The following is a 6,999-nucleotide window of genomic DNA, read 5'->3' on the forward strand; positions in this document are numbered from 1 at the left end:
ATTTATATAGCAACAACGATGACACGATGCGCAGCCATGAGAGCAGTTGTCCTTAATAATTTTAAAGAAAAGATAGCAGGTTATAACTTTGATAATAGCGAGATAAGAAGTCTTATAGGAAGAACAACGATGGATGTTCCAGAAGATAAAAAAGGTCGTGCATTAGTCAAGTTAGATGAAATTGACATGATGCAGTTATATACACCAGTGCCTTGTTTAGATGAACTTACATATATAGAAAAACTTAAAGAGTTTGTATCAACACTGGCAAAAAAATCAACAGAGAAAAAAGCCAAAGGAATACCAGTCCTTCCAGAAGAGCTCCACTTTAGCCAACTTCCAGAGTATCCAGGATATGAAGAGATGGTTTCGCAGACACAAAATACAACTACATCAGAGACAGGAAAAATAATAGCAGGCGAAAACGAATCGCACCTATCTCAAATCCCAATCGGTATCGAGACTGAACAGTTAAATGTAGTAGGTTTGGACATTTCGAAAGGAATGGGACTTATAGTTGGTGAAACTCAGATGGGCCGAACAACAATGCTAAAAAATATTGTATCGTACATTAGTAAAGAAAATCGTTCAGAAAAAATATATATAATGGATAATTCAAGCATGGGATTAGCCAAGGTTGCAAATGATTGTGAAAATGCATCATATCAGGCTGGAAGTATGGATAATTACAATATTATCTTAAAAGAATTGACAGAAGATATCCAAAGAAGAAAAGAAGATTTCGAAGATGCAAGGATAGATGAGCCACTTCTTACACCAAGTGAATATGCAAGTAAGTTACAAAGAAGTTATATAGTGATAGATGTTATTCAAGAAATAACACAGTTATATAAAGATGAGATGAAGATAAGTGAACTTGATATACTTGCAGATGCAATTGATTGGGGAATTATTCCAATAGTAACAGCAGATACAAGGTTTGGTATAAGAACAGGCAAGCTAGTAGATAAGCTTCAAACACTAAAAAATGGAATCATCTTAGGAGATGCCACATCACAGATGATTTTTGAAGTTGGTAGAATTAGAGAACATAATAAAGATATTCATTTTGGATATCAAATGCAACCGACAGGAATAAGAAAAATTATGTTGGCTGATGAGATATAAAGTTTAACAAATGAGTAGCAATAAAAAGGGTGAACTAAGCACCAAAAACATTTGAAATATAGAAACTAATCAATCATGTGATTTTTTAAAATCACGCCACTAAAAGAAAAGGAGTAGATTAAATGGATCCAATATATCAAGAACAAATGAATTCATATTCAAAAGACATTAGTAAATTAAAAAATCTATTGACTAAGTTTGATGGATATGAAAGACGAGCTGAAGAATTAACAAAGCAGTATGATGAACTACAGAAAAAACTAGTTGGAGATAATCTAGAAGTTAAAATAACAGGTACATTTGAAGGAAACTTAGCTAATTCGCTAGCTGAAAAAATAAAAGAAATAAAAAATATTTTGGATTCAGCTACAAATTCAGCTAAAGAGTTACAAACAGGAATAAGAAATGAAAAAGTAATAATAAAAAAAGCAATAAATGAAAAACAAAATGCGTATAACGCAGTAGAAAATCAAATGAAAGGAGCGATGAATAGTGCAGGTTAAAGGTACAGATGTTGGAGGCGGCTTAAAAACAGCATCAAAAAAAATATGTGTAAATGATGAAGAGTATACAGATTTAAAAGCAAAACTAAATGCAGAACACACAACTATTAAATCTGAAATAGATTCAATTGTAAATACAGTAAATCACATGGTTGAAAAAAATGGTGGATTGTATGCTGATAACGTCTCTGCAAATATAAAAAAATTTATAACACAGTTTAAAACTGTGGGAGATAATCTCCCCAAATTGTACAGCAATGAAGTAGAGTTAATAACAAAATATGTCGCAGATATAGATAAATTAGATGTTATGAAATAGGAGATGTTTAAATGGCTTCAGAAAATATAAAAATTGATTATAAAAAAGTGGAATCAGATATCAATAGCATAAAATCATCTGCAAATGACAAAATTGAAGTGAGTGGGAATAATATTAATCAAAGTGCTTCTTCTATTTTACACGATGCAGAAGGAGACTTTGCTGGTGCTATTAGGATACAGTTAAAAAATGATAAGACATTATGTTCTTCAATGTCAGAAATGATAAATGAATTGGCAACTGCAGTTTCGAATGTGTTACAGACATTCAAACAAAGTGATGCATCAATGTCAAAAAAAATGAATAAAGGCAAAGGAAAGAAGAAATAATGAAAAGAGTTTTTGATAAAGATAAAATAACAGAGATAATCGATGAAGATCGACAGATAATGAAAAAACTTATAGACTATATAAATAATTCCAAAAAACTAGCATCAGATGTTAGTAATAGTCTACAAGGACAAGGTGTTAGTGAGGACGCAAATATAAGTGGTGCAGTAGCAAAAATAAATAAATTGTCATCACAAGATGTTGATGATATAGATACAAAATTTTATCATGCTAAAGGCACATTAGATGAAATAATGCAAACAGATGCTGATTATACAACTAAACTTGCAGAACTTTGTGTAGCTCAGGTGTCATTAGGAAAAGTAATTGATGAACTAAAAAGTTTTATTTCAACATATTCATTGATGGCAGATAAAGGCGATTTTGGCAAGGCAATGGAAGCAAAACAAAAACAGTGGACTAAAGAATTAAAAGCAACAAAAAGATTAATTGATGATTCGTTAAAGAATATAAAAGGTGCGAGCAAAAAAACTACACAATTTAGTAAAGATCCAGTAAATCTATCTTCAGGAAACTTTATCTACCAAAAGACAGATTTATACTATGGAACTGATGAGGATGATGGAGACCTTGTATTTTCACGATTCTACAATTCTATCAATGATTTTGAAGGCGTGTTAGGAAAAGATTGGAATACTAACTTTGAAGTTTGTCTAAAATTTGAAAAGGATGAAATAACTCCTGATGATATAGATGTAGTAGTTTTTAAAGAAGATGGACAAGAAGAAAAATTTATGCCACTTAAAGATGGTTATTACACAGCTGGACGTGAAAGTACATCATCTCTTAAAAAAATAGAAGAAGACGACTATGAATATAAATATGAAACATTAGCAGGAGACGTATATTATTTTTCAAAAGAAGGTAAATTATTACGTCAAGAAGACTTAAATGGGGTTGGAATCTCATTTAATTATGCTATAATGAATTGTGTTCGGTGTAATTTAAAACATTTGGACGAAGACAATGAACATTCTGTTGAAGGATCAGACAATCCGACTGCATTAGAGCCAAAAGAACTTTTAGTAGAAGTCGTTGGAGACTATGGTCAGAAGTTTACATTTGATTATTATCAAGATGGTAAACTAAAAAGTGTAACTGATGAATTAGGAAGAAGTTCTACATATAAATATACAGATGGATATTTAACAGAAGTCACAAGACCAGATGGACAATCTTTTAAGTATACATATGATGTACATGGGAAATTTAAAACAGTAGAGAACCCACGTGAAATAGTAACAGTTGACAATGTATACGATGATAAGGCGAGAACTACATATCAGACATTTGCAGATGGTTCTCATATGTCATTTGATTATGATGATGAAAAGAAAACAGTTACAATGACTGAGCGTAATGGTGCCAAAAGTATTCATTATCATGATGAGTTTTATAGAAATACAAAAAATGTCTATCCAGATGGAGAAGAAACATTTTCATATAATTCTAAGAACCTAAAAAATAGAATTGTAGATAAAAATGGTAATGAAACTCGAATGACATACGATAATCGAGGCAATGTAACAGGTATTATTGCACCAAATGGTTCAAAATTAAATGTAACATATGAGGTTCATAATAAGCCAGTTACAGTAAGTGTAAATGGTCATACAAAAGTGAAAAACGTTTATGATGCAAAAGGAAATGTTATAGAAACAACAGATGCCTTAGGCAGAACAATGAAGTATTCTTACGATAAATTCGGACGTCCAGTTAAAGTTTCATTAGCTGACGGCTCATGTAATGAAATCGTATATGACAATCGAGGCAATATCAAAGAGTTAATTGATGCTCGAGGTAATAGTACAAAGTATGAGTATGATGTCCTTGGTAGAGTTACAAAGACAATAGATGCTATGAATCGTAGTAATTCATTTAAGTATGATACTATGGGAAATATTGTAGAAGACACTAACGCTAAAGGACAAACAAGAAAGTATGAATACAATCATTTTGGTAAAGTTACAAAAGCTATTGATTTAGATGGAAGTTTCATAAGTGTAGATTATAATAGCTTAAATAGACCAGAAACCATCATAGATCAGTTAGGACGAAAAACTCATCTTACATATGATGTTATGTGGAATGTTTCAAGGGTGACAGCTCCAGATGGTGGTAAAACTACATATATTTATAATGAGAATAACCGCCTTACAAGAGTAAAAGATGCTTTAGGCAATACAACTCGCTTTACATATGATGGAATGGGAAATTGTTTATCAGCAGAAAATCCAAATGGGGATAAGACATTTTATGAGTATGATTCAGTAGGGCAGCTTGTAAAAGTAGAAGCACCAGATGGCGCTACCATGTCATATGAATACGATCTTGAAGGCAACCTTATTAAGATAACAGATGCAGTAGGAAATTATGTCATAAGAACATATGATGAAGTAGGCCAACTTACTAAGGAAGAAGATAGTGAAGGAGCAAAAAGAATATATACATACGATGTCATGGGAAATCTTTCAAGTGTAGAAGATGAAAGAGGAAGAGTGACACGTTATGAGTATGTAAAAGGAACAAATGATATTTCAAAAACTATTGATTCAGAAGGTCAAGTTCAGACTTATGAATATAATGCAAATGGCAATCTTATTTCAGTAACTGATTTTACAGGATATAAAACATCTTATGTGTACGATGAGTTAGATAGACTTGTAAGAACAGAAGGGCAAAACGGAGAAAAGACAGAGTATTTTTATGATGTTGTAGATAATGTAACATCAATAAAAGATACAAAAGGAAACGAAACTCATTACGAGTATTCGTTGACAGGTCAACTTACTAAGGTTATAGATGCGCTAGGAAATGAAGCAGTTTACACATATGATGAGTGCGACAGACTTGTTGGAGTTAGTCAACGAGGCAAGGATAAAGTAACAGGCGAAGAACTTCTTCCGAGAAACTCTTCATATAAATATGACATCTTAGGACAGGTAATTGAAACAACAGATGCCTTAGGCATGACAGAAAAGTTTAAGTATAATAAGGTAGGAGAACTAACAGAACGCCTTGATAAAGAAGGATACCTTACAAAATATCAGTACAATAAATCTGGAAATGTAAGTAAGATAACTTATGCAGATGGAAAAGAAGTAAAACTTTCATACGATGCATTAAGAAACTTAAGTCAGGTAGAAGATTGGCTTGGAATTACAAAAATCACAAATAATGTCAATGGTCAGGCTACAAAAGTAGTATATCCAGATGGAAAAGAAGTGTCATATACATATGGAATCTCAGGCGAAAAGAAGAGCATGACATATCCAGATGGTAGAACATTGCTTTATGATTACGATAAAGAGCTCCATCTTACACAAGTAAGAGAAATTGAAAGATTTAATGAAAAGAACCATGCTGGAAAATTAGCTCATAATCAGGGGATTCATGGTTTGGAAAATTTGAACCAAACAGCTCATCAGGAAATTTATGGCTTAACAGATTTGGACCGAGTAGCTCAAAAAATAAGGAAAATCGCTGATTTCACTTATGATCATATGGGCCGTTTAACTGGTAAAACATTAGAAAATGGAACAAGCCAGGCATACGAATACAATGATAGAGGCTATTTAAGTAGACTTATAAATACTGATGCTAAAGGAATTTTGGATGACTATAGATATCAGTATGATGACATGTTTAATAGAACAGGAATCAGTAAGATTCGTAGAGATGTTTCAGAAGATAACGGAAACTATACATATGGTTATGACGCAATTGGAAGAGTTGAAAGCGTAACTAAAGATGGTAGCCTATTAAGAAAATATGAATATGATGCATTTGGAAATAGAACAAGCCTTGTAGACTTCGGAAAAAATCAACGAGAATCATATAGTTATAATGCGATGAATCAGTTGATTAAAAAGACAATAGAAGTTGGTCCTAATATAAACTCAGTAGGATTAAGTAGTAAATCTACAAGTAACATAAGTTCAGCAGTTAATAATAAATCAGTAGAAAAGATTGGTTTTGCAACAGATAAAAATTCAATTGAAAAGATTTTAAGTTACGCTTATGATAAACGAGGAAACTTAAGTCAGGTAACGGAAAATGGCAAAATAAAGAATACATATCTTTATGGAGCATTAAATAGATTAGAGCAGGCAACAGATGCAAAAGGTTTAATTGCAAGATATTCTTATGATGGACTAGGACATAGAGTATCAAGACAGGTAGGCAATTTATCAAGCCCACAGTTAAGTGGAGAGGTAAGACAGCAATTAAGTAAACAAGTAACTCAAGCAAAAGTTAGTAATATGTCACAAGTTGATGTTGCCAAAAATCTTGCAGCTGGTTTAGATCCAATGCAACAACTTAATACAAAAACACAGATTACAAATCCTATGTCAAGGATTGATTATGTAATAGATTTAACAAAAGAATATAGAAACATGTTAAGTAGCACAAGCTATGAGTATGACCTAAACGCCAATGAAGATATAACGGCAAATACAATTGGAAGAGTGCCAGCAAATACACCAGCAGACATAACAGCAAGCGTGCCAGCAAATACACCAATAAATTCATCAACTCAAACATTTACATGGGCAGATGAAGAACTTGTAGAGTCTAGCACAGATATAGCCATGAACATGAGTGAAAAATCTGGTGCAGATATAGCTGCATTTAGTGATAGTGGATATAACTTCCAACCTCAAAATAGATATACATTCCTAAACGATGATCTAGGAAG

The 6,999-nt window shown here is 32.3% G+C and carries 5 protein-coding genes; all 5 read left to right on the forward strand.

Going from position 1 to position 6,999, the window contains the following annotated elements; translation table 11 throughout:
- Positions 1-1,128, forward strand: a 1,128-nt coding sequence (locus tag BLV79_RS12830) for a hypothetical protein (RefSeq protein ID WP_159429365.1), incomplete at its 5' end; no start/stop codon positions are given.
- 122 nt (positions 1,129-1,250) lie between these two features.
- Entirely contained in the window at positions 1,251-1,631 is a 381-nt protein-coding gene (locus BLV79_RS12035; protein WP_074719226.1) for a hypothetical protein, read from the forward strand.
- Positions 1,621-1,950: a hypothetical protein gene (locus BLV79_RS12040; RefSeq protein ID WP_074719227.1), complete on the forward strand. Its 330-nt coding sequence runs from the start codon at positions 1,621-1,623 to the stop codon at positions 1,948-1,950. Before BLV79_RS12035 ends, BLV79_RS12040 begins: the two co-directional genes overlap by 11 nt.
- Before the next feature lie 11 nt (positions 1,951-1,961).
- Positions 1,962-2,279: a hypothetical protein gene (locus BLV79_RS12045; protein WP_074719228.1), complete on the forward strand. Its 318-nt coding sequence runs from the start codon at positions 1,962-1,964 to the stop codon at positions 2,277-2,279.
- Positions 2,279-6,999: DUF6531 domain-containing protein (locus tag BLV79_RS12050; RefSeq protein WP_074719229.1), on the forward strand; the 4,721-nt coding region annotated here is incomplete at its 3' end. The genes BLV79_RS12045 and BLV79_RS12050, both read left to right, overlap by 1 nt.

It is taken from the genome of Lachnobacterium bovis DSM 14045, assembly GCF_900107245.1.
GTDB lineage: Bacteria > Bacillota > Clostridia > Lachnospirales > Lachnospiraceae > Roseburia > Roseburia bovis.